This window comes from Leclercia adecarboxylata (assembly GCF_006874705.1).
GTDB classification, from domain to species: Bacteria; Pseudomonadota; Gammaproteobacteria; order Enterobacterales; family Enterobacteriaceae; genus Enterobacter; species Enterobacter adecarboxylatus_C.
Map to the genome: position 1 here is coordinate 174,001 of NZ_CP035382.1, position 24,542 is coordinate 198,542.

The window sequence follows — 24,542 nt, forward strand, 5'->3', positions numbered from 1 at the left end:
ATGTTAACTCAACGAGTGTTTTTTTTAAAAGATAATTTTTGAACACTAACAACAGCTAATATATTAGTTTTTTGTTATTAATAAGTGCTTTATGGTTCTATCCCAATCATAAAATGCATCATCTTTTTCCAAATTCACTTCATTGAATACTGGTTTACCATTCATTAAATCAACAAACAAGTCTGCTAAATCATCTGCAGAATAAGGGTCTATGAAAGCGGCGTACTCATAGTTACCCAAGGTTTCATGTGCATAGGGTAAATCTGCTAATATAATCGGCTTCGCATGCATCTTCGCCTCTGAAATGGGAAGACCCCATGTTTCCAGCAACGACGGGAAGATAACAACGTCACACTGGTTATAAGCCTGCTCAACTTGAGTGAAATTTAATATGCCCGAAAACTTTACACCTTCAACATGTCTATATTTATTAATTAAATATTTTGAGAATTTATTCGTATTTTCAGAAAAAGTTAACGTAAGCGTTAGCTTCCCTTTATGCGCAGGGGATTTCTCATTGAATATTGAGAGTGCATCAAGCAGTAACTCAAAATTCTTAAACGTTCTGGGTAATGCAGGATAGAAAAGATTCGTCGTATGTTTAGAAGTAAAGGAAGGTTTCAAATGATTAACGATAGGGTTAACTGGGCGAGAAACGATGTAGCGCTCGGCTCCAACATGTTTTTTTAAATACTCGCCAAACCAACGTTGCTGCACAATGATCGCATCGTTTTTTTTGATATTAATTTTATAAAGTAAATTATAGAATTTTGAAAAAAGATAGAACTTAGGCTCGTAAACTAAGTCTTTAATATTAGCCTTATAAACGGTGGAGCAATTATGGCAATAAACATATTGTTTTTTTGCTGTGACATTTGGTGTGATATCATGCATTGCTAACCACACGTCCGCGCCCCACTTTTTACTCAAAGTTTTACATGTTATAAGTTCAAAATAGAGTCTTTTGAACCAGCTTTTTTTAATGTCTGGAAACTCTATAAATGTGATGTTTTGAAACACAATATCGCTAAACAATTCTTTTTTATGTATCAATGCATAAACAGTATCATTAGTAGAAGTATTCTTATCTAATGTTATCAATGCATCTCTGAAAACCTTAAGCGTTCCCCCTTCAACAAGATTAACGCCTGAAATGACTATAAACATAAATATTCCTGTCTACCAGATTACATTTTTTTATATAAATTACGATACATAAACATTGACGACATCATCATAAATACATATGGATTCAAATACCCAGCCCCACGGATATAGAGTGGGATAATAAATGACAGTAAGAAACAATAAGCTAATACATGCTGAGCAGAATAGGATTTTTTCGAGTTGAAATAAATGAAAGCCTTGATAAATTTAAGCGTAAATAAAATGCAGAAAATCAAGCCAATCAGTCCAAACTCAGAAATAAATTTTGAAGCTATAAATGAGCCATCATACAAATTTAAGTGCCCGGCACCTAAACTTTCTAAAACCCTTTGGCTTTCTCCAACCACGCCATTGTACCCCATTTGTTGGAAGCCTGTACCCAACCCTAAACTTTCAGTAAAGTTTAAAAATGCACGTTCAAGCCCAGAAAGATATACCAGTACAGAAAAGTTAGTAGAATTGGCAAAACTTAAGCGCGAGGAAAAGTATGTATAATCATAAGTGAATTGATAAAAAGTCCAAACAAATATCATTAAACACAAAGCTATAGCAAAAGGTAAAATTCTAACCTTTTTAAGAGCAATTACGCAGAAGACCAAACCAACCAGTAAGGTCAAATTCTGCACGGCTAGAGCAATACTCAACGATACGATAAGGATTATTATCGTGGTTGTCCCTCTTGCATAAAACAATGCAAACGAAAAGAATGGCAAAAATATCAGGGCAAAAGCAGAGGGTTCAGAGAAAAAAACCATGCTTTTATCTTGCACAACTCCGCCAACAATAAGCATCGCTCCCAACATTCCAATGGCACAAAGAATATAGAACATTCTAAACGAAGCTTTTTTAATAGTGTAGTCAGAAAAATAATTTACGTTATTTGCAAAACCAGATGCAAAGTAAACCATGAGCAATAATGATACAACAGAAAAATACACCTTTATATTAAAGAGATCTGCAATACCATTAACAAAAAAACTGGCAATAATATTCAATACTAATATAAAAAGGACAAGCGCAATTGCCAAACGACAATCACGGGTTATCCATTTCAATCGTAAAAAAACGAATAATACAGATAAAGCCACTAAGGTTGCAAGTGAAAAATTACCAAGTCCTAATCGATAATATATAAAATCGGGAGCGATAAAGACAAGCATCAGAAAGAATAAAAAAGCAGTCGTATTGTGAGGTTTAATATTATTTATAGTCATACATTAACTCAATTATTTCTTTTGCCCACGCATCCCAATTTAAATGACTATGATATCTTTCAAATGCATTATTTGCATATCGATTATAGTTATCTAAATTATGAATTATTTCATAAATACTCATCGCGAACGCTTGAGAATCTGTTGGATCGTTAATTAACAATCCAGTTTCACCTTCGATAACAATTGAACTAATCCCGCCCGTATTGGTTGCAACAACTGGCATGCCATAAGCAGCCGCCTCACAAAACACCATGCCATAGCATTCTGCAATCGTTGGTAATAAAAGCAAATCGGACTTAATGAGAACATTTTTAAAAATATTCATGTCAGAGGGAATGTCTTTATTTAAGCGGCCTGTCACCTCAACCCACTCTGGAAGATCGCTGATGTCAGGGGTACATCCGCACACAATAAGTTTAGCGGCAATATTTTTGCTTTCACGCAAATATTGAACTGCCTCTAACGCTACTTTTCCACCTTTGCGTTCCCAGTCGACACCCAGAAATAATAAGGTAAACGATTTATCATCATCTTTTGTTCTGATTTTGGGATGAGTATAAGGTTCTACTATATTAGCGCCCCAGAGTAATTTTTTAACTTTTGACTCAGGTATCTTATAATGTTTAACACAAAAATTAGCAGCCCAATCTGAGGGGAACGATATTATTGCAGCGTTATTCAAAGCAGCGCTCTCAATCTTACTCCCTTGGTGATGAAAAGAATCATTAATAGAATTAAAATTACTATAATAATTTTTTAGTTGATCGTAGGTTGTGTCGGATAAATATAATATTGGAATAATAGTTTTTAATTTTGCAATTTGTGTTGAGCCTGCCGGTGCGATAATAAAATCCACGCCTGACAATTTTTTCAATGATTTATTAAACCGAAACGCATATTCATATGATAAAATCGAAGAGTAACTATAATCATAATTAATTCCAAACAATCTTAGAACCAATTTAAATGCTTTCAAAAATGGTTTGGTAAATGAATTTACGGGACCAAGCACCTTAACGTCAATATTATGCCTTTTAAGCGCAGACAGCATATAATAAGGCGTTCCTGACCAACTACCTGTTGAGGTGGGATCATAGGAAGACAAAAAAGCAACTTTCATCTAAGCACTCCCTTAAAAAAAAGCTTTTGTTTTAGCACAATATTTAATAATACTTTTTACATGCCAAACAAAATGTTTAGAGAATAATGATCTATTGGCATGCTGTGCTTTATGTACTGCGCTAATCATCGGGTAATAGACAAGATCCATCCCCTCAACTTTGCTTCTGTAACAAATATCAATATCTTCGCAATACATGAAAAATGATTCATCAAAACCGCCTAGCTTAGCGTAATGATCGGCCCGGAAAGCGAGGAATGAACCGGCGGCCCAATCAACAATACATTTATTATTGATAGAACTTTTTTCGATAATCGTTTTATTTTTAAAACCAAGATATGAAAGAAAAAAGTCTTTAAATTTTGGAAAATGTCTTATCGAATTATCGTAGATGGTTTTTGCATCATCTTTAAATAAATTTATTGTTGCAGCTTTTTCGTCATTTTGACGCATAGCGTGACATAATTCAACGACATCAGTTAAATCAATTAACACATCTGGATTCAAAACAATAAAGTAATCTTCTCCTTTCATATTTAAATGACTTTTACAGAAGTTGAAAACAATATTGTTGTTCTCTCCAAAACCACAATTAAACTGCTCATTGATAGAATAAATACATTCTGAATTTTTTTCATTTAATGAAGAATGTATTTTATTATTTTTAATGACAAGATTGATATTCTTATGATTTTTAACTTGTTCAAGAATCCCACTTTCACGAATCATATCATCATGACCATGAGATACAATGGAAATAAATATTTTACTTTGATTATTTTCCATGTTGTAATTTTTTCCTACCAAAACTAAAAATAATGAGAAGACATACAATCATCTTATTAAACTCTTTTCTTCTGGCTCTATTAAAAGCAACACCGAACAGAGATAACCATACTGTGATAAAGCATTGAGGGTAAAACTTAGCAGTCACAAGAAGCCGGTTCCTGATGGAGCAAAAATCAGCAACTTTACTCTTACCGCCGCCGGTGCTTGCACCTTCTTTATGATAAACAATGCTATCAGAGCAAATACCCAGTTTGAAATTAGCCTTTTTCGCTCGCAAACAAATATCTAATTCTTCGTAATATAAGAAATATTCTTCATACATTAAACCAATTTTATCTAAGCACGCTTTAGTAAACAACATCGCTGCGCCGATGACATAATCAATTTGCTGAGCAATAACTTCATCATTATATTTAGCATGTGCACTTTCACCGATGCCATACTGTTTTGTTGTACACAGCCATTTATTATGTAACCCACCTAATCCTTGCTGCGTTTCTCTATCATCAAAATATACCAACCGAGAACCACATATACCAATGCTTGAGTCTTTACTACATTTATCAACTAAATATTGAAGTGCGTTGACATCGACTTCTGTATCATTATTCAACACCCATACATAATCGGCATCATCCTGATTAAGTGAAAACTTCACGCCGAGATTATTTCCACCAGCATAGCCGCGATTGTAATCTGACTGAATGTAAATTATTTTTTCATCAGCCTTAACTTTATAGGTATTAATTTCTTCCGACGTAATTATATTAGCCTTACTATTATCACTGGCCTTGCTAATCATTTCGTTTTTGATCGTGGTATATGAGTCATCCGTTGATTTATTATCTACTATAATAATTCTGAATTTATCATAATTCATTTGGAGTAAGCTATTAACGCACAGGCATGTGTCCTTCGCCCCATTCCAGTTTAATACTATTACATATACCATTACTTTACCTTTGCGTCTTCATAAGAATATTACATCTATGGCTCATATAATACAAAAGCATGAAATCAACAATAACTCTTGCAGTCCATAAAAAAGCAACACCAACAATTCCGAATTGCTTAGTAAACACAAACAATAAAATCATATACGGAATAAATTCCAGCATATGAATATAAGCTGTATATTTTGCCTTCCCAAAGGCTTGTATATTTGCAAATGGTATTTGTGAAAAGCAATTAAAGAAAAAACCAACAATCATAATTTGCAATATTGTTGACGAGGTTCCTGCAAATTGGCTACCCATCCAGATAGTTAATATTTTTTCGGCAAAGATATAGACGAAAACACATAAAGGGAGACAGATAATAGTCATCAGCTTGTAGGCGTTTTTCTGATGCGTGATGGACTCATTATAATTATTCAAGCGGCTAAGTTTTGGGAAAATCGCTTTGCCTAATGAACCAGGTATTATAGACAATCTGTTTACAAGTTCATTTGGCACAGTATAAAAAGAAATTTTCGATGCGCCCGCAATATTTGATAAGATAAATCTATCCATGCTGATCAACAGCGGCGAGATAATGTTACTAACAGTCACCCACCCCCCGTAATAAAACATACGCTTTAATACAGATAGTGAAAAATAGCTTATGCCTAAGGTAATTCTTTTTCTGACGTATAAATAACTTAATACCAAGCAGATAATTCTCGCCAAAGCTATCCCTAACACGGCAAAAAAAAGACTCTCTTGATAGAAAACAAAGCAGACAGGTAAACCAGCAATAAGTGAATTACCAATGCTTTTTTGAATGTTTAAATGCCCAAAATATTCGCGCCCTTCAAGTTCGGCGAGAAATATTTGCGTCACTAAGAAGACGGGGATAAGTAAGGCAAGAACAACAATTGAAAGATATACATCGGAATAATACTGACTGCTTATATTAAGCAAAGTGATAATATTATCCCTGAAGATAAATAATGCCCCTCCGCCTAACAATCCTAATATAAAAATAGCAACGAGCGATGTTATGATAACGGTATTGCTGTCTGATTTATTCTCTTTTAACAGCGCTATTTCTCGTACAACAGCTCTGGTTAAACCTGCATCAAATATGCTTGCATATCCAATAACTATCATCGACAAAGTATACAGGCCAAATAATTCAACGCCTATCTTTCGTGCGATAATTCCAAATGCTGGAATGGCTATCAACGTCGGGATTGCATACCCTGCCATATTCCATATACTGTTTTTCAAAAGTGACATAATTTTAATAATTTCTATTCATGAAAGTATTTTTATTGTAACCCTTTCTGAAATGGTCGATTAATTTTTTTGGTTAGTAACCTTTTAGCATTTTCAACAAATACTGACCGTAGGCATTTTTCGCTAAAGGTTTCGCAAGGTCTTTAACCTGCTCCGCATCGATGAACCCTTTACGATAGGCGATCTCTTCCGGACAGGCCACCTTCAGTCCCTGGCGCTCTTCAATGGTCGCAATGAAGTTACTTGCTTCAATCAGGCTCTGATGTGTACCGGTATCCAGCCATGCAAAACCACGGCCCATCATCGCAACAGACAGACGGCCTTGCTCCATATACATACGGTTAATGTCTGTAATTTCCAGTTCACCACGCGGAGAAGGCTTAAGGCTTTTCGCCATCTCAACAACGCTGTTGTCGTAGAAATAGAGCCCGGTTACGGCGTAATTACTTTTTGGCTCAGCCGGTTTTTCTTCGAGACTGACAGCCGTGCCTTCTTTATCAAACTCCACGACGCCATAGCGCTCAGGATCGTTTACGTGGTAAGCAAAGACGGTCGCACCACTTTCCTTACTCACCGCGGAGTCCATTAACTTCGGCAGATCGTGGCCATAGAAGATGTTGTCGCCCAGCACCAGCGCACAGTCATCGTCACCAATGAACTCTTCGCCGAGGATAAACGCCTGCGCCAGGCCGTCCGGACTCGGCTGGACTTTATACTGGAGGTTCAGGCCCCACTGACTGCCATCACCGAGCAGTTGCTCAAAGCGTGGCGTATCCTGAGGGGTACTGATGATCAGAATGTCACGAATACCCGCCAGCATCAGCGTGGACAGCGGATAGTAGATCATCGGTTTGTCATAGATGGGCAGCAGTTGTTTGCTGACAGCCATAGTGACCGGGTACAGACGTGTTCCTGAGCCACCAGCTAAAATAATCCCTTTGCGCGTTTTCATTTCATCATCTCTTAATGTGCAAAATGCCCGTAAACGGGCATTAAATTCAAGGGTCAGACCGCAGTAGTCGTAAACAGCTCGGCCAGCATGCGTTTTACCCCGATATCCCATTGAGGTAATACCAGGTCAAAGTTTTGCTGGAATTTTTCCGTGTTCAGACGGGAGTTATTCGGGCGACATGCAGGGGTAGGATAAGCACTGGTAGGAACAGCGTTGAGCTTTGTAATTGCCAGCTCAATGCCAGCCTTACGCGCTTCGTCGAATACCAGGGCGGCATAGTCGTGCCATGTGGTCACGCCCCCCGCAACCAGATGGTAGAGCCCTGCAACATCGGGTTGCTTGAGCGCGACACGAATTGCATGCGCCGTGCAGTCGGCCAGTAGCTCAGCGCCTGTTGGTGCGCCAAACTGATCGTTAATGACCGACATCTCCGCGCGTTCTTTTGCAAAACGCAGCATGGTTTTCGCAAAGTTATTTCCTTTGCCTGCATAAACCCAACTGGTGCGGAAAATTAAATGACGCGCACAATTTTCCTGCAGAGCTTTTTCACCGGACAGTTTGGTTTCACCATACACATTTAGTGGTGCGGTGGCATCGGTTTCTCGCCACGGATTTTCGCCGTTACCCGGAAAAACATAATCGGTAGAATAGTGAACTACCCAGGCACCAATTTTAGCGGCTTCTTTGGCAATGGCTTCCACGCTTGTGGCGTTCAGCAGCTGCGCGAACTCGGGCTCAGACTCGGCTTTATCCACGGCGGTATGCGCCGCCGCATTGACTATCACATCCGGCTTAACGCGACGCACAGTTTCAGCAATGCCTTCTGGATTACTGAAATCACCGCAGTACTCGCTGGAGCGAACGTCGACGGCAATCAGGTTACCTAACGGCGCGAGCGAGCGTTGCAGCTCCCAACCCACCTGCCCTGTTTTGCCGAACAAAAGGATATTCATTACTGACGTTCCCCGTAGTTCTGTTCAATCCAGGATTGATAGTTACCGCTTTTCACGTTCTCAACCCACTGGGCGTTAGCCAGATACCACTCCACCGTTTTGCGGATCCCGCTCTCAAAGGTTTCTTGCGGCTTCCAGCCTAACGTCTGACTGATTTTATCAGCATCAATGGCATAACGACGGTCATGGCCCGGGCGATCGGTCACGTAGGTGATTTGGTCGCGATAAGAGCCCTCTTTCGGCACTATTTCATCCAGCAGATCGCAAATAGTGTGAACCACATCGAGGTTTTGTTTCTCGTTATGGCCGCCGATGTTGTAGGTCTCGCCCGGTTTACCCTGGGTTACCACTGTATAGAGCGCACGCGCGTGATCTTCAACATACAGCCAGTCGCGGATCTGATCGCCCTTGCCGTAAATCGGCAGTGCTTTTCCGTCCAGGGCGTTCAGGATCACCAGCGGGATCAGTTTTTCCGGGAAGTGATAAGGGCCGTAGTTATTCGAACAGTTAGTTACAATGGTCGGGAACCCGTAGGTACGCAGCCATGCACGAACCAGATGATCGCTAGATGCCTTGGAGGCTGAATATGGACTGCTTGGTGCATAGGCCGTCGTCTCGGTAAACAGCGGCAGCTCAGTTGACGCCGGGTGTTCATCAGGGTGCGGCAGATCGCCATACACTTCGTCAGTGGAGATATGATGGAAACGGAAGGCTTGCTTCGCCTCTTCGTCAAGCGTTGACCAGTAGGCTCTGGCCGCTTCAAGCAGCACATAGGTACCGACAATATTGGTCTCGATAAACGCAGCCGGGCCAGTAATAGAGCGATCAACGTGGCTCTCCGCCGCCAGATGCATGACGGCATCAGGCTTATGCTCGGCAAAAATACGATCCATCGCCGCTTTATCACAAATATCTGCATATTCAAAAACGTAACGCTGACTTTTGCTTACGTCAGCCAGAGATTCCAGGTTACCGGCGTAGGTCAATTTATCGACATTAACAACGCTATCCTGAGTGTTTTGAATAATATGTCGTACAACCGCAGAGCCGATAAAACCAGCACCACCAGTAACTAGAATTTTCACGCGTGAGTTTCCGTTGATTGAATATATCGGGATAGTGATGTCCCACCATAGTCTGTGACTACTGTGGCAAAAATCAGACACGCTACCGCCCCTGGCTTAACAGCTACCAGTACACTGAACGTGGTCAAAATAGAGGTATTTTGCCGTCTGGCCCCGCCATAATCTTGACAGGGCAGCGTAAAAGGCAATTAATAATTGTCGTCTTAAATGCTTGCAGACACAAGGGAAAAAAGTAGGCCAGCAACACAAAAAAACAGCAATTAACTCACTGAAATTTAAGAATAAATTTAAAAAAGAAAACGGCAGTGTCATTCTCATGGCTAATGAAAGCCAGGAATGATCCACTGCCGTTTAGGCAACCAGCAACCAACCGTCAATCGTTGGTTAATAGTTTCTTCATGCTTTCCCGGAACTTCTGCCCTTCTTTCAGGTTACGCAGGCCATACTGTACAAAGGCTTGCATGTAGCCCATTTTTTTACCACAGTCGTAGCTGTCACCGGTCATCAGCATGGCATCGACAGACTGCTTCTTCGCCAGTTCCGCGATAGCATCCGTCAGTTGAATACGATCCCAGGCGCCTGGCTCGGTACGTTCCAGTTCGGCCCAGATTTCAGCGTTGAGCACATAGCGGCCGACGGCCATCAGATCGGAGTCGAGAGTCTGCGGCTGATCGGGTTTCTCGATAAACTCAACGATACGGCTGACTTTACCTTCTGAATCCAGCGGCTCTTTGGTCTGAATGACAGAGTATTCGGACAGATCGCCTTTCATACGCTTCGCCAGCACCTGGCTGCGACCGGTCTCGTTGAAGCGTGCAACCATAGCAGCAAGGTTGTAGCGCAGCGGATCGGCAGAGGCATTGTCCAGAATGATGTCCGGCAGAACGACCACAAACGGGTTATCGCCAACGACAGGGCGTGCGCACAGGATAGAATGGCCAAGCCCCAGCGGCTGCGCCTGACGCACGTTCATGATGGTCACACCTGGCGGGCAGATGGACTGCACTTCCGCCAGCAGCTGACGCTTCACGCGCTGCTCCAGAAGGGCTTCAAGTTCATAGGAGGTGTCGAAGTGGTTTTCTACCGCATTCTTCGAAGAATGGGTCACCAGAACGATTTCTTTGATCCCTGCAGCAACAATCTCGTCGACGATGTACTGAATCATCGGCTTGTCAACGATCGGCAGCATCTCTTTAGGAATGGCTTTTGTGGCCGGGAGCATATGCATGCCCAGACCGGCTACCGGAATAACCGCTTTCAAATTAATCATATTTCTTCCACCTTAAAATGGTTGCCGAATTATAGCTCTTTAGCCTGGTTTCGCCAGCACGATTTGCTACAAATCAGGCGTAGATGTTACGCCGGTGCCGTACGAATACCAATGGATGCAGTCTGAATCCGCGCGCTTTAATTCCAGGAATCCTCGCAAAATGCCGTCTGGTTAATATTTAACGCTTCGGCAGACTAAAATTCAGCCGCTCCGTATTAATCGTATGCTGATCGATGCGGTCAATATCTACCGAACTTTGCCCCTTCTCATTAATCGCCTTAATGTTCGCCAGCGAGAGCAGCGTCTCTTCGCGAGCCATAAATTTCCCGCGCACATCCTTGCGCAGATCGAAATTCAGCTTCAGGGCCGGCCCTCTGTCTGTGTCCTGCATCACCTTGATATTACGCATAAAAAGATGCTGCGGTTTATTATGTAACTCCAGCGTGGCGCGCTTCATCTCGAGGTTGGTGATCGCCACAAACGAAGTGGCATTGCCGGAGGAGATCTGTATTCCGCGCAATTTTCGTGCAAGGTTATGATTTTCGATGTGAATATTGTTCAGGCGAAAATTCTGCGGTATCGACAAATAATCGCCTTTGATCACCCCGTAGCCAATTAACATCCCCGCGCTCTCGACCATTTCAACATTATCGATGACAAAATTATCGCAACCATATATCGCTACCGTTGCGTTATCGATCCCCGCTTTTTTGCTGAAGTCCGGAGTGATATTTCGGGCTTTAACATTACGGATAACAAAGTGTTTACCATTCTCAACGTGCACTAACTGGCGGCAGTTGCTGCCGGTGATATTAGCCACCACAAAATTTTTCACCGCCTGGTCTTCCGGGTAGGCATTGTCATAGGTACTTCCGGCCAGACCGATACCGATCCCCCAGTTAATTTTACCGTTGGTGCAGTCGATATGGTCGATAACGTGGTCTGAGATCAGGATGTTCTGGTCGTTGATCGCCACGTTCCACTCAATGGCATCGCCCTGTAGATAGCTGAAGTGGCAGTTGGTGATTCTGGCGCCATCTACCTGGTTGTGGAACCCCTGACGCAGGATCGCATAGTTCGCCTTCGTGACCCGCAGATTGTCGATCAGCAGGTTGCGCATCACCCGCGGTTTTTTACCGCCGATGTAAATCTGGGTTACCGGGCCATAGCCGCTCATGGCCAGCCCCTGGATCACGCAGTCGGAGCCGCGAACGTCGAGGGTGATGTTTTCGCTGCGCCCCTCCCCTTCCCCAATCACTTTACTGCCATCCTGCAATACCAGCCGTCCCCGTCCATTGCCGGTCAGCGCGCCGCGGATGCGCAGGGTTTTACCCTCGGGGATAAAAATGGCGGTGTTGATGTTATCGCAGGTGAGCCCGGCGGGTACCACCACGGTGTCGCCGTCGGTAAAGGCCTTTTTGAAGGCTGCGATCCAGTCACGATGGTTATACCGGCTGATGTCCACCGTGGCGCCGCTCGCGGCGGCACGCACGCCTGTCATGGATGCGGCGGCCAGTACGGAACAGGTAGTGACAAACGCGCGTCGCGTCATCTCTTTCGGCATATCGCCTCCCTTTTTAAAGCGTCTGTAGCAGAGTGGCTAACTGCCGGTTGATCAGGTGTTGATTAAAATCGTTCTCGACTTTCCGGCGCGCATTGTGCAGCACGGGCGAGAGCTCATGGTCATCCAGCGCGGCGAAGCGCTCCAGCTGCGTGGCCAGCGCCTCGGGGTTGTTCTCTTCCACCAGCCAGCCGGAGTGGCCGGGTTCGATCAGTTCAGGAATGCCGCTGTGTACCGTGGAAACCACCGGGATACCCACCGCCATCGCCTCCATCAGCGCCACCGGGATGCCTTCCATATCGCCATCCGTGCCGGTGACCGACGGCAGTAAGAAGACATCGGCGGCATCGAGCATGGCTTTGACCTCATGGCTGGGCTTGAACCCCGGCATCTCGACATACTCCTCCAGCTCGTACTGTTCGATCAGGGTGCGCAGGCGGCGCTCCCAGGGGCCAATGCCGAGAATACGATAGCGAAAAGCTACCCCGCGCGCTTTTAGCTGCCGGCAGGCCTCGATCGCCACGTGCAGCCCTTTTTTCTCAGTCAGGCGTGCCACTGAGATAATTTCCAGCGGAGTTCCCGGGGCCTTCACCGGTCGTTGGGTAAAGCGATCCATATCCACGCCCATGCGCGAGACGGTGATTTTTTCGGGCGGGCAGCCCATGTTTTTCAGACGCCCGGCCCAGAGATCGCTTATCGGCAGCATCATATCGCCACGCTGAAACAGGCGTTGATACTCCGGGGTGTAGTGCGCCAGTACCTCCCGGCTGGAGATATCGATCCCGTGGAAGACGGTAGCAATTTTCCCCTCGATAACCCCCAGCTCGCGCAGCTTGGCCGCCGTGACGCCCGCCGGGCCGAAATGGGCGATAAACACATCCGCGCGCCAGGGCCGTGCCGTCTGGCCGCAGATGGCGGAGAGGATCAGGTTGCGCGATTCGGCGCCATAGCGGGAAACATTCAACGCCCTCCAGGTGCCGGGGCGATGCAGCCCGCGCAGAGTCTGACGGGCGCGGTAGCCCAGTTTTGCCAGCTTGCCCTGCGGCTCATCCTGCAGCCAGCGGGTTTTGCTGGCCAGGTCGTATTGCGTCCACGCGGCATGGGTATTTTGCGTGTCGCCCTTCTGCAGGGCGACGATCTCCACGTCATAACCCATATCAATAAACGCGGTGATCTGGTTCAGCACAAAAGTTTCTGACGAGAGCGGGAATTTCAGCAAGAAGAAACCAACCTTCATTTGCCCTCCCCGACCCGATCCAGCACCGATTTCACCATCCTGATGCCGTTCTCACGTTCGGCTTTCACCGCCACCGCGAGGCGTTCGTTGATGGCCGGCAACTGGCCGAGGGTGTCGCCCACCATCGCGCCCAGGGAGCCATCCAGCAGATGGCGAATATCCACCGCCATCTCCGGCATCCCCAGCTGCTGCATGATCCCGGCAGACTTGTGTTCATAGTTAATGGCAATGGCCGGGGTGCCAAAGTTCATGGAGATGATCGCGGAATGCAGACGGGTGCCGACGGTCAGATCGCAAGCCCCCAGCAGTTTGCCCATCTCGAGGTCGTTCAGTTCGTCCATCACCACGTGATATCGGGATGGATCGCTGACGTGCTGGCGCAGGTTGAGCGCCACCATGCGGTCATCTTTGTTGTAGCTGTCGATCCCGGTACAGGTGGAGAGCGCCAGCACCTGATAACCACTGTCCAGTACCCGGTTGACCACCTCAGCAAAGGCCTTTTCGTAGGCCGCCTGGGTGGTGCCCAGACGTTTGTCGAACGGGGCCAGTTCGCGCAGGGTAATGGCGACGGTTTTTTGCTGCCCCGCCACGTTCAGCCAGTGCTGCACGGCATAGCTCGGGGTAAAGTTCGCCTCCTGATGATCCACCAGCCAGGCGGTGTCCACACCCTGCCCCACTTTGGTTGTATCGATCTCGCTGCGCTGCATCAGATTCAGACTTACCGACTCACGCAGGATCAGGGCATCGCAGTGGCCAAACACATAGTTCGCCAGCTGGTTGAACTGCGGATCCTGGAACGGCCCGACGCTGTGGCCGACCATAAACAGCGGTTTTTTCGCCATAAAGGTACAGAGCGCATGCTCAAACTGCGGCACGCCGTAGAGGTCAACGAAGAAGGAGCCGCCCACCTGGATGATGGCGTCGTAGCCGGAGAGCAGACGAACAAAATCGGTAAAGCCCTGAGCGATAGCAATGTTGCGCAGCTTGCCGGTGTCGGTCACCCGGGAGAGGAGGACCTGATGCTGATAGCGGCGGCGCAGCACCTTTTTCACCCGGCCCATTACCCCTGCGGCACTGTTATGCTGTTTCATCTGGCTGTAGAGCGGATCGCCCATCACCGGGCGGTTCAGCAGCCAGGAGGAGCTCACCGGGTAGCGGCTCATCACATCGACTTCGGTCTCCGGCGACAGAGCGTAAATGGCATCCAGCAGGCCGCGCAGAATGGCGCTGTCACCACGGTTACCACAGGTATGGTTGCCCAGAATCAGTAATTTCATAATAACCTCTTAAAAGATTCCCCTCCCCAAAGGGTGAGGGGGAGGAAATAATTAGCCTGCGCGAAGCAGCGTTTTTATCTTTTCGTTGCGGCAGAACTGACGCTTGATCTCCACCACCAGCGCATTCCGCGACAGCACGATCATCACCGCGAAGGCCAGCGCACCGGCTGCCACCTGCACCGCCAGCAGCGCCGCCAGCGGCAGTTGGCCGTTAAGGACGATACCCAGGCCATAGCTCACCGCCAGCGTCGGCAGCGACAGGTAAAACGGCAGCCACAAGCTCAGGATGTACTGACGATAGCTGGAGCCCAGCACCGGCTTAATCATTACGAAGTAGCTCAGCACGGTATTGATTATCTGCACCAGCAGGAAGCCCAGCGTTACCCCCATCGCGCCGGCCAGATGGCCGCCGATGACGATCGCCGGGATAAACAGGAATGTTTTAAACACATTGAATTTGAAGCTGATATCGACGCGGGCTTTGGCCATTAGCAGGGAACCAATCGGGTTACCAACCGAGCGTAGCAGCCCCACCACGCACAGCAGCTGCAGGATCGGCACAATGCTGACCCACTTTTCACCGAACACCAGCGGCACCAGATTTCCGGAAACCACCATCAGCCCCAGCAGGGTCGGGAAGTTAATGATCCCCACCACCGACAGCAGCTTGTAGAAGTTGATCCGCAACTTTTCAGTGTCGTCCTGAATTTTGGCAAAAGCCGGGAACAGCACGCGAGTGATGATCGGGTTAAGCTTCATTGGCGGCACCACCGCCACGTTGTACGCCAGGTTATAGCCCCCCGCCACGCTGGCCCCGAGGATGCGCGCCAGTACTAAAGTGGAAAGGTTGGTGTTGACGTAGTTGATGATGCTGTCGGCGGTCAGCCAGGCGCCGAAGCGCAGGTTGGACGATACCGAAGAGAGCGAGAAGTGGAAGCCAGGACGGTAAATCTTGCGGCCAAAGTAGCCGAACAGCAGGGTGCGTACGGCAGAGTTCACCAGATACCCGAGGATCGCGGTCATTGCCAGCGGCCAGAAATGGGCGCTGACCACGGTAAAGGTAAACCCGGCCAACACCGCGCTGGTCTCGATCATGCCGATTTTGCTGAACTCCAGCTCCTTTTGCATCAGGGCGCGGAACTGCTGCCCATGGGGGATCACCACAAACGCAAACGACAGGGCGCGCATCAGCGGGGCCAGCTCCGGGTTATTCAGCGCGTCAGCAATAACATCACTGAGCAGGAAAAGTGCGACAAATACCAGCACCCCAAGGCCAACGTTCAGCCAGTAGAGGGTGGTCAGCTCCAGCTGGCTGATCTCCTTACGCTGAATAATCGAGTTGGCGATGCCGAAGTCCGACAGCGTATCGGCCAGAGCGATGATCACCAGCGAGACGGTCAACAGGCCAAACTGGTGGTTATCAATAATGCGCGCCAGCACCGTCATCTGCACCAGCCCGAGGCCGATGATGATCACCGTGGCGATAGCCGACCACTTTGCTCCGCTGAGGGTTTTCTCACGTAAGCTCATGTTAGTACGCCGCTTTATTCACGAAGCCCTTGAAGACGGTGAGAAAAACGATTTTGATATCGAACCAGAGGCTCCACTCACGGATGTACTCCAGATCGAACTCAATGCGTTTTTCCATCTTCTCCAGGGTGTCGGTTTCACCGCGCCAGCCGTTGATCTGCGCCCAGCCGGTGATGCCCGGTTTCACTTTATGGCGCAGCATGTAGCCTTCAATCAGGGCGCGATACTGCTCGTTATGTGCCACGGCGTGCGGACGCGGGCCGACAATCGACATGCCCCCGGTTAACACATTAATAAACTGCGGCAGTTCGTCGAGGGAGGTGCGGCGCAGGAAGTTACCGACGCGGGTGACGCGCGGATCGTTTTGCGTCGCCTGGGTCACCACCTCGTCGTTTTCCATCACCTTCATGGAGCGGAATTTCCACACCATGATCGGCTTCCCGTCCATGCCGTAGCGGGTCTGGCGGAAGATCACCGGCCCTTTTGAGGTGAGTTTAACCGCCAGGGCAATGGCGCAGAGCACCGGGGAGATCAGCAGCAGGATCATCGAGGAGAGGACGATGTCCTCCGCGCGCTTCAGCACCCGGTTGAGCCCGGAAAGCGGCGTGTCATACAGCGGCACCACCGGCACGCCGTTTACCTCTTCAATGCGGGAATGCAGGATGTTAAAGGTGAAGACATCAGGGATCAGGATCACCGAGCAGGTAGTATCCGCCAGTTTGCGCATCAGGGTTTTGATTCGGGCTTCGTCGCTCATCGGCATGGCGATGTAGACGTTGTGGATCTTGCCGGCTTTGGCATCGTCAATCAGCTGGGAATAATTACCGGCCCAGTCAGCAGAGACACCGCCGGGCTGCGCGTCGTGATAGACCCCGACCACGTCAAATCCCAGCCACGGCTCCTTGCGAAAACCGTCCAGCAAAGCCAGTCCCGCGGGCATACTCCCGGCCACCGCCACCCGGCGAGTGTTGTAGCCGCGGTTACGCAGCCAGCCCGCGCCGTAGCGGATAAGCGATCGGCAGACCACCATCCCCACGCTGGTGAGCAGGTACCAGGCAAAATAGGTGGCAAAGCGATTATCAAAGTCGTTGTTAAACGCCACCAGCCCGAAGCTGAAGACCAGGCTTAAGGTCCAGTTCTGCAACAGCAGCAGGAGCTCGGTGGCGATCTTGACGCCACGCCATGAACGGTAGAAGTCGGTCATCCCGCCGATCATCTGGAAGACCACCAGCGCGATCAGCGCCATCAGCAGGTGCATGTAGAGGAAAGGCAGCCCGCTGAGTTTACACACCATCCACAAGCCACCGAACATGATGGTGATATCAGAAAAACGCTGCACCATAGAGATTAACGATGCATTCGTTTTGGCTCGCTCGCGCTTTTTTAGATTTGTCATCGTTGTTCCTGTTTCAGGGTCCCCTCCCCCGTCGGGAGAGGGGCAAGGATTACTGATTCAACAGCGCCATAATGTCCTGCGTTCGCGCCGCCATCAGCGCCGCATCGGCGCGGGATTCCACGTTCAGGCGCACCACCGGCTCGGTATTCGACGAGCGTAAATTGAAGCGCCACTGGGGGAAGGTCATGCTGATGCCGTCGGTACGGTCGATCTCCAGCGCGTGCAGAGCGAAGTGGTTCTCCACCCGGGCAATCGCCTCGGCCGGGGCCGCGAGGGTGCTGTTGATCTCCCCGCTCGCCGGGAAGGCCGCCATGCGGTCACGCACCAGCTCACCCAGCGACTGGCCCTTCAGGCACAGCAGTTCGGTGACCAGCAGCCACGGGATCATCCCGCTGTCGCAGTAGGCAAAATCGCGGAAGTAGTGATGGGCGCTCATCTCGCCGCCGTAAATCGCGTCTTCTTCGCGCATCCGCTCTTTGATAAACGCATGGCCGGTCTTCGACATCACCGGGGTACCGCCCGCCGCCGCGACCACATCCACCGTGTTCCAGGAGAGACGCGGGTCGTGAATAATGCGCGAACCGGGGTTTTTCTCGAGGAAGGCTTCCGCCAGCAGGCCGACGATGTAGTATCCCTCGATAAACTGCCCTTTCTCGTCGAACAGGAAGCAGCGGTCGAAATCGCCGTCAAAGGCGATGCCCATGTCCGCGCCGTGCTCAATCACCGCGTTGCGGGTGTCGGCCCGGCACTCCGGCAGCAGCGGGTTCGGAATACCGTTCGGGAAGGTACCGTCCGGGGTATTGTGAACTTTGATGAAGGTGACAGGCACGTTAAGCGCCTTAAAGCGGGCTTCCAGGGCATCCACCACCGGGCCTGCCGCGCCGTTACCGGAGTTGATCACAAGCGTGAGCGGCTTGAGGTTCGCCAGATTGATGTATCCCAGCAGGTGGTCGATATAGGCCTCACGCAGATCGAGAGTTTTATAGCTGCCGCGCTTCGCCTCGTTCACCGGCGGGAAATTGTTGGCTTCCGCCAGACGCTGTACGTCGCGCAGGCCGGTGTCGCCGCTGATCGGACGAGCCCCTTCGCGCACCAGCTTCATGCCGTTGTAGTCCATCGGGTTATGGCTGGCGGTCACTTCGATGCCGCCGTCGACACCTAAATGGAAGGTGGCAAAGTAGATCTCTTCGGTACCGGACAAACCGATGTCCAGCACGTCGACGCCCGCGTCCTGCAGCCCTTTCGCCAGCGCCAGCTTCAGGGATTCGCTGGTCAGACGCACGTCGCCGCCCAGCACAATGGTTTTTGGCTTTAAGTATTCGCCGTACGCGCGGCCAATGCGCCACGCAATGTCCTCATTCAGCTCTTCACCGAGCTTGCCGCGAATATCGTAGGCTTTAAAACAGGTTAATTTTTGCATCATTACCCCTTATTCAGGCAACAGTTGGCCCGACCCTGACAGGGCCAATTAAATTTTTATCTTTTCGTAGGCCCGGTAAGCGCAGCGGCACCGGGCAAATGCGTAAGCGCTATACGCGCCCGTAACGATCCTCAAAGCGGACAATATCGTCCTCTTCCAGGTACGAGCCGGAGCGCACCTCAATCAGGTCGAGCGGGATTTTCCCCGGGTTTTCCAGACAGTGGGTCGCGCCCAGTGGGATGTAGATCGATTCGTTTTCCCCCAGCAGCGTCACCACCTCGTCGATGGTCACTTTGGCGGTACCCGCCACCACCACCCAGTGCTCGGCGCGGTGATGGTGCATCTGCACCGACAGCCCTTCGCCTGGTTTAACGGTGATGCGTTTGACCTGGTAGCGATCGCCCTCGTCGATGGAGTCGTATTTGCCCCATGGACGGTAAACTTCGCGGTGAATGTGGTGCTCATGGCGACCATCGGCCTTAATCTGCTCCACCACTTTTTTGACGTCCTGCACTGCGTTGCGATCGGCAATCAGCACCGCGTCTTTGGTCTGCACCACCACCAGATCTTTGACGCCGACGGTGGTCACCAGCCCGGATTCGGCATAAACGTAGCTGTTCTCGGTTTTATGGCTGATCACATCCCCGTGATGGACGTTGCCTTCCGGGGTCTGGGCGCTGATCTCCCAGAGCGATGACCAGGAGCCAACGTCGCTCCAGCCCGCATCCATCGGGACCACTACCGCATCAGCGGTACGTTCCATTACCGCATAATCCACCGACTCTTCCGGACAGGCGAGGAACGCGGCTTCATCGACGCGAATAAAGTCCAGATCCGGGTCGACGGTTGCCATGGCTTTTTCGCAGGCATCCAGGATATCCGGACGGAACTTTGCCAGCTCTTCCAGATAACGACCGGCGCGGAACAGGAACATGCCGCTGTTCCAGTAATATTCACCGCTGGCGACGTAGGCCTGGGCGGTTTCCATATTCGGCTTTTCGACAAACTGCGCCACGTCAAAGGCCAGGCTGTCGCCCTCGCCCGGCGTGATGTTGCCGCGGCGAATATAGCCATAGCCGGTTTCCGGCAGATCCGGCACGATGCCGAAGGTCACCAGCTTGCCGCTTTCGGCATAGGGAATGGCTGAACGCACGGCATCGCGGAAGGCCTCTTCCTGCTGGATCACGTGATCCGCCGCCAGCACCAGCATCAGCGGATCGCAATCCGGGCTGCTGCGTTGCGCCGCCAGCGCCGCCAGGGCGATGGCCGGGGCGGTGTTGCGCCCGGCAGGCTCAAGAATGATGTTTTCGGTCAGCTTGTTCAGCTGACGCAGCTGCTCGGCGACGATAAAGCGGTGCTGTTCATTACAGATCACCACCGGGCTTTCACAATTCACGCCATTCAGACGGTTCACCGTCGTCTGCAGCATGGTGAGTTCCCCTTTCAGGCAGAGGAACTGTTTTGGATAGAGCACGCGGGAGAGCGGCCACAACCGGCTGCCAGAGCCACCTGCCATTACCACCGGGTACAACGTATTTTTACTCATGATTTATCCCCGAATATCTGCAATAAACTGGCTCAGCACGTTCTCTTTCTCGAGCGTGCGTTCGGCATAGTCACGGGCGACCCTGTTCTCTTTGGGCATCGTCAGCGCCTGTTCAATCCCGGCTACTAGCGCGGGCACCGACTCGGGCTCCACGCACACGGCGATCCCCGGCAGGGTGTCGCACAGCTGGCCCAGCTCGGTATGGGCTTCGGCAGTGATCACTGCGTTGCCGCCCACCGCCAGAATGTTGGTCAGCTTGGAGGGCAGAACCGCATCCGCCGCGCCGCGCTTCTGCACCACGAGATGGCAGTCGGCCATCTTCAGCAGCGCCGGTAAGGCGTCGTAAGACTGCAGCGGGAAAAACTGAACATTCTGCAGGCCGCGCTCGCGGGCCATTTTCTCCAGCCGCGCTTTGCCGCCCCCCTGGCCGACAATCACAAACTGCCAGGGCTTATCGCTGAGCGCTGCGGCGGCGTCGATGACGTTCTCCAGCCCCTGCTTCTCACCGATATTGCCGGAATAGAGCACAATCTTTTGCGCTTCAGCCAGACCCAGCTGTGCGCGCAGCGCCGCCACGTCTTCAGGCGTGATGTCGCGAAAACGCGCCACTTCAGACCAGTTAGGGAAGAAGATCACCTTCTCTGCCGCCACGCCCTTCTCCTGCGCCTTGTTCATCATTGAGCGGGAGATGGTCGAGACATAATCCACGTTGTGCAGGCCGCTGCGCTCGAAGGCGCTGGCCAGTTTCGCGACTTTGCCGCCTTTGCCTTTGCCCGCCATGCCCAGACCGAGCATGGCGTCCACTTCATAATCCTGAATGTGCAGCAGGGTGCGGGCCCCGGAGAGTTTGCCCAGCAGGCGCATGCCCGGGGTACAAAACAGGGTCGGCACCACGCCGATAATGCGATCCGGCTTCCAGCGACGTTGCGCCATCAGCGGGAAGAAACTGCTCAGGGCAAAGCTGCCCAGGTGAATCAAACGCTTTAAGGTTGAGGGCTGCTTAGGCACGTACAGCGGGCAGCGCCAGACGGTGGCAGCCCCCTCTTCACGGCGGTAGCGCCAGCTTGAATAGCGCTCGCCCACTTTCCATTCCGGGTAGTAAGGCGGGGCCGTAATGACCCGCACCTCATGACCCTGTCTGGCCATCCACTCCACCATCTCGCCGGTGTATTTGCCGATACCGGTCAGTTCGGGAGAGTAGTTAATGCCGTACACGAGGATCTTCATAGTCCCGGTACCCCAACCTGATCCAGGAAATAGGCCCGGCTGTTGTCATGCACGTTATCGCTTGCCAGCAGGGCGTCCGGTTTCAGCCAGCGGTAGTCGTCGTGTTGGGAATCAGGCAGACGCAGGTCTGCCTGATTCACCTGCAGGCGATACCCGATCACCACGTAGTGGGTGGTGAAACCGGTGCCGGAAAAGTTGTCGTCATAGAAGTGCTGCCAGACCCCGTAGAACTGCCCCGCCGTCATCGGCAGGCGCAGCCCCAGCTCCGCCTCAGTGAGACGCGCGAAAGCATTTTCCAGCGTCTCGTCTTTCTGCACCCGCCCCCCCGGCACGAACCAGTAGCCCTGCGCCGGACGGTTGGTACGCTGCCCGAGCAGGAACTCGCCCCGCTCGTTCTCCACAACCAAATCGATGGAGATCAGCGGCGTGGAACGCACCACAGTGGCAAAATCTTCCTGACTTAAAAACATATCTACCCCCGGAAGCGCTGCTGGTTTTCCAGGAACCACTGGTAAGTGCTGGCCAGCCCTGCGGCCAGCGTCACCTCATGGAACCAGCCCAGCTGATGCAGACGAGTCACATCCAGCAGCTTGCGCGGCGTGCCGTCGGGTTTGCTGGCATCGAAGGCCACGCGCCCCTTGTATCCCACCACCTGAGCGATGGTCTCGGCCAGCTCGCGAATGGTGCAGTCCACCCCGGTGCCGACGTTGATGTGCGACAGCATCGGCTCGGTGTTCTCCTGCCACACCTCGCGGGCCAGCTCCATCACGTGAATGCTGGCGGCAGCCATATCATCCACGTGCAGGAACTCGCGCATCGGCGTGCCGCTGCCCCACACCACCACTTCCGGCGCGTTGCTGACGGTCGCCTCGTGAAAACGACGCAGCAGCGCCGGGATCACGTGCGAGTTGCTCGGGTGGAAGTTATCGTTCGGGCCGTACAGGTTGGTCGGCATCACCGAGCGATAGTCGCGACCGTACTGGCGGTTATAGGACTCGCACAGCTTGATCCCGGCAATCTTGGCGATGGCGTAGGGCTCGTTGGTGGCTTCAAGGGTGCCCTGCAGCAGCTCGCTCTCGGCGATCGGCTGTTTCGCCATCTTCGGATAGATACAGGAGGATCCGAGGAACAGCAGCTTGTTCACGTTATGCAGATGCGCAGCGTGAATGATGTTGCTCTCGATCATCATGTTTTCGTAGATGAAGTCCGCCGGATAGGTATTGTTTGCAACAATACCGCCCACTTTTGCCGCCGCCAGATAGACCTGATCGATACGCTGTTCGGCAAAGAAGGCCTGTACCGCGCCCGCATCCAGCAGGTTCAGTTCATCACGGTTGCGCAGCACCAGTTCAACGTTGCCGCGCTGTTCCAGCTGGCGGACAATTGCGGAACCCACCATCCCGCGATGACCGGCAACAAAAATTCGTTGTTTGCTCATACTCAGGACTCCAGCGCGATGGCAACCTCGTAGCCATGGGACTTGAGCAGGGAGTGTTTCTTCGCCGCTTCAAGATCGTGGGCCACCATCTCTGACACCATCTCCTGGAGGGTGATTTCCGGCTTCCAGCCCAGTTTTTCATGCGCTTTGCTTGGGTCGCCGAGCAGGGTTTCCACTTCAGCAGGACGGAAGTAGCGCGGGTCAACCTGGACAATCACATCGCCCGGCTTCACGCCCGGTGCGTCATGGCCGGTGACGGAAACGACGATACCTTTCTCTTCCACGCCGGTGCCTTCAAAGCGCAGTTTGATACCCAGCTGGGCTGCCGCCATCTCAACGAACTGACGTACGGAGTACTGCACGCCGGTGGCGATAACGAAGTCTTCTGGTTTTTCCTGCTGCAGCATCATCCACTGCATTTTCACGTAGTCTTTGGCATGGCCCCAGTCACGCAGGGAGTCCATGTTGCCGAGGTGCAGGCAGGATTCCAGACCCTGGGCAATGTTGGCGATAGCGCGGGTGATCTTACGGGTGACGAAGGTTTCGCCGCGGCGCGGGGATTCGTGGTTGAACAGAATGCCGTTACAGGCGTAGATGCCGTAGGACTCACGGTAGTTCACGGTGATCCAGTAGGCGTACATTTTAGCCACAGCATACGGCGAGCGCGGGTAGAACGGGGTCGTCTCTTTTTGCGGGATCTCCTGCACCAGGCCATACAGCTCGGAGGTGGACGCCTGGTAGAAACGGGTTTTCTTCTCCAGACCAAGGAAGCGAATGGCTTCCAGCAGACGCAGGGTACCCATCGCATCCACGTCGGCGGTGTATTCCGGGGATTCGAAGGAGACCGCTACGTGGCTCATCGCGCCCAGGTTGTAGACCTCATCCGGCTGCACTTCCTGCAAAATACGGGTCAGGTTGGAGCTGTCGGTCAGGTCACCGTAGTGCAGGTGGAATTTCGGGTTTGCTGCATGCGGATCCTGGTAGATATGATCCACGCGCTCGGTGTTAAACGAGGAGGCACGACGTTTGATTCCGTGCACTTCGTAGCCTTTTTCCAGCAGGAGTTCCGCCAGATAAGAACCATCCTGTCCGGTAACGCCGGTGATGAGAGCGACTTTAGACATGTTTATTTTCTCCA

The 24,542-nt window shown here is 50.7% G+C and carries 21 protein-coding genes; all 21 read right to left on the bottom strand.

Features of this window, described 5'->3' with window-relative positions; all coding sequences use genetic code 11:
• Positions 1 to 63: 63 nt before the first annotated feature.
• Complete coding sequence (locus ES815_RS01940; protein ID WP_142486361.1) at positions 64 to 1,167, bottom strand: glycosyltransferase; 1,104 nt, start codon at positions 1,165 to 1,167, stop codon at positions 64 to 66.
• 20 nt (positions 1,168 to 1,187) lie between these two features.
• Positions 1,188 to 2,381, bottom strand: coding sequence for a hypothetical protein (locus tag ES815_RS01945; RefSeq protein ID WP_142486362.1), 1,194 nt, complete (start codon positions 2,379 to 2,381; stop codon positions 1,188 to 1,190).
• Positions 2,368 to 3,504, bottom strand: a complete 1,137-nt coding sequence (locus ES815_RS01950) for a glycosyltransferase family 4 protein (protein WP_142486363.1) — start codon at positions 3,502 to 3,504, stop codon at positions 2,368 to 2,370. Before ES815_RS01950 ends, ES815_RS01945 begins: the two co-directional genes overlap by 14 nt.
• A 12-nt stretch (positions 3,505 to 3,516) precedes the next feature.
• Positions 3,517 to 4,290: a glycosyltransferase family 2 protein gene (locus tag ES815_RS01955; protein WP_142486364.1), complete on the bottom strand. Its 774-nt coding sequence runs from the start codon at positions 4,288 to 4,290 to the stop codon at positions 3,517 to 3,519.
• Positions 4,280 to 5,245, bottom strand: a complete 966-nt coding sequence (locus ES815_RS01960; protein ID WP_142486365.1) for a glycosyltransferase family 2 protein — start codon at positions 5,243 to 5,245, stop codon at positions 4,280 to 4,282. Before ES815_RS01960 ends, ES815_RS01955 begins: the two co-directional genes overlap by 11 nt.
• 4 nt (positions 5,246 to 5,249) lie before the next feature.
• On the bottom strand, positions 5,250 to 6,482 hold the full coding sequence (locus ES815_RS01965; RefSeq protein WP_312845891.1) for a flippase: 1,233 nt from the start codon (positions 6,480 to 6,482) through the stop codon (positions 5,250 to 5,252).
• Positions 6,483 to 6,585: 103 nt separating this feature from the next.
• Positions 6,586 to 7,464, bottom strand: a complete 879-nt coding sequence (rfbA, locus tag ES815_RS01970) for a glucose-1-phosphate thymidylyltransferase RfbA (protein ID WP_142486367.1) — start codon at positions 7,462 to 7,464, stop codon at positions 6,586 to 6,588.
• 53 nt (positions 7,465 to 7,517) lie between these two features.
• Positions 7,518 to 8,417, bottom strand: a complete 900-nt coding sequence (rfbD, locus tag ES815_RS01975; RefSeq protein ID WP_142486368.1) for a dTDP-4-dehydrorhamnose reductase — start codon at positions 8,415 to 8,417, stop codon at positions 7,518 to 7,520.
• A complete protein-coding gene (rfbB, locus tag ES815_RS01980) occupies positions 8,417 to 9,502 on the bottom strand; it encodes a dTDP-glucose 4,6-dehydratase (protein WP_142486369.1) in 1,086 nt (361 codons plus the stop codon). The genes rfbD and rfbB overlap by 1 nt, the downstream gene beginning before the upstream one ends.
• A gap of 373 nt (positions 9,503 to 9,875) precedes the next feature.
• A complete protein-coding gene (gene galF / locus ES815_RS01985; protein ID WP_142486370.1) occupies positions 9,876 to 10,772 on the bottom strand; it encodes a GalU regulator GalF in 897 nt (298 codons plus the stop codon).
• A 178-nt stretch (positions 10,773 to 10,950) separates the two neighbouring features.
• Positions 10,951 to 12,336, bottom strand: a complete 1,386-nt coding sequence (wcaM, locus tag ES815_RS01990; protein WP_142486371.1) for a colanic acid biosynthesis protein WcaM — start codon at positions 12,334 to 12,336, stop codon at positions 10,951 to 10,953.
• 13 nt (positions 12,337 to 12,349) lie between these two features.
• Positions 12,350 to 13,570: a colanic acid biosynthesis glycosyltransferase WcaL gene (gene wcaL, locus ES815_RS01995; RefSeq protein ID WP_142486372.1), complete on the bottom strand. Its 1,221-nt coding sequence runs from the start codon at positions 13,568 to 13,570 to the stop codon at positions 12,350 to 12,352.
• Positions 13,567 to 14,847 (bottom strand): colanic acid biosynthesis pyruvyl transferase WcaK, encoded by a 1,281-nt coding sequence (wcaK, locus tag ES815_RS02000; RefSeq protein WP_142486373.1) that lies wholly within the window; start codon positions 14,845 to 14,847, stop codon positions 13,567 to 13,569. Before wcaK ends, wcaL begins: the two co-directional genes overlap by 4 nt.
• A 51-nt stretch (positions 14,848 to 14,898) precedes the next feature.
• The gene (gene wzxC / locus ES815_RS02005) at positions 14,899 to 16,377 is read right to left on the bottom strand and encodes a colanic acid undecaprenyl disphosphate flippase WzxC (RefSeq protein WP_142486374.1); all 1,479 of its coding nucleotides are present in this window, start codon (positions 16,375 to 16,377) and stop codon (positions 14,899 to 14,901) included.
• 1 nt (position 16,378) lies between these two features.
• Entirely contained in the window at positions 16,379 to 17,773 is a 1,395-nt protein-coding gene (gene wcaJ / locus ES815_RS02010; RefSeq protein ID WP_142486375.1) for an undecaprenyl-phosphate glucose phosphotransferase, read from the bottom strand.
• A gap of 49 nt (positions 17,774 to 17,822) precedes the next feature.
• On the bottom strand, positions 17,823 to 19,193 hold the full coding sequence (cpsG, locus tag ES815_RS02015; protein WP_142486376.1) for a colanic acid biosynthesis phosphomannomutase CpsG: 1,371 nt from the start codon (positions 19,191 to 19,193) through the stop codon (positions 17,823 to 17,825).
• A gap of 109 nt (positions 19,194 to 19,302) precedes the next feature.
• Positions 19,303 to 20,739, bottom strand: coding sequence for a mannose-1-phosphate guanyltransferase (gene cpsB, locus ES815_RS02020; RefSeq protein ID WP_142486377.1), 1,437 nt, complete (start codon positions 20,737 to 20,739; stop codon positions 19,303 to 19,305).
• Between the two features lie 3 nt (positions 20,740 to 20,742).
• On the bottom strand, positions 20,743 to 21,966 hold the full coding sequence (wcaI, locus tag ES815_RS02025) for a colanic acid biosynthesis fucosyltransferase WcaI (RefSeq protein ID WP_142486378.1): 1,224 nt from the start codon (positions 21,964 to 21,966) through the stop codon (positions 20,743 to 20,745).
• Positions 21,963 to 22,436, bottom strand: a complete 474-nt coding sequence (locus ES815_RS02030) for a GDP-mannose mannosyl hydrolase (protein ID WP_142486379.1) — start codon at positions 22,434 to 22,436, stop codon at positions 21,963 to 21,965. The genes wcaI and ES815_RS02030 overlap by 4 nt, the downstream gene beginning before the upstream one ends.
• Before the next feature lie 2 nt (positions 22,437 to 22,438).
• The gene (locus tag ES815_RS02035; protein WP_142486380.1) at positions 22,439 to 23,404 is read right to left on the bottom strand and encodes a GDP-L-fucose synthase family protein; all 966 of its coding nucleotides are present in this window, start codon (positions 23,402 to 23,404) and stop codon (positions 22,439 to 22,441) included.
• 2 nt (positions 23,405 to 23,406) lie between these two features.
• Entirely contained in the window at positions 23,407 to 24,528 is a 1,122-nt protein-coding gene (gmd, locus tag ES815_RS02040) for a GDP-mannose 4,6-dehydratase (protein ID WP_106993498.1), read from the bottom strand.
• Positions 24,529 to 24,542 lie beyond the last annotated feature (14 nt).